General features: G+C 44.9%; 2 tRNA genes. Both read left to right on the top strand.

The features are described from left to right. The first annotated feature begins 64 nt into the window (after nt 1-64). Nucleotides 65-141: transfer RNA gene (locus CN946_RS20565), tRNA-Ile, on the top strand. A 22-nt stretch (nt 142-163) separates the two neighbouring features. Beyond that, nucleotides 164-239, top strand: a tRNA-Ala gene (locus CN946_RS20560). Nucleotides 240-267: the final 28 nt, after the last annotated feature.

Genomic DNA, 267 nt, shown 5'->3' with positions numbered 1-267 from the left:
ATGTATGAAATGTTTCTTCATCGTTTTGTTTAGTTTTGAAGGATTATCCTTCATATTTAGATATGGGCCTATAGCTCAGCTGGTTAGAGCGCACGCCTGATAAGCGTGAGGTCGATGGTTCGAGTCCATTTAGGCCCACCATATCTTTCTTTTTTTTATGTTTGGGGCCTTAGCTCAGCTGGGAGAGCGCCTGCCTTGCACGCAGGAGGTCAGCGGTTCGATCCCGCTAGGCTCCACCATTTTTATTTTGTACCTTGAAAACTAGAT

Origin of the sequence: Bacillus sp. AFS053548, assembly GCF_002575105.1 — a bacterium.
Taxonomy (GTDB): domain Bacteria; phylum Bacillota; class Bacilli; order Bacillales; family Bacillaceae_G; genus Gottfriedia.
The sequence above is the reverse complement of the archived record's forward strand: the minus strand, read 5'-3'. Positions and strand labels throughout refer to the sequence as shown.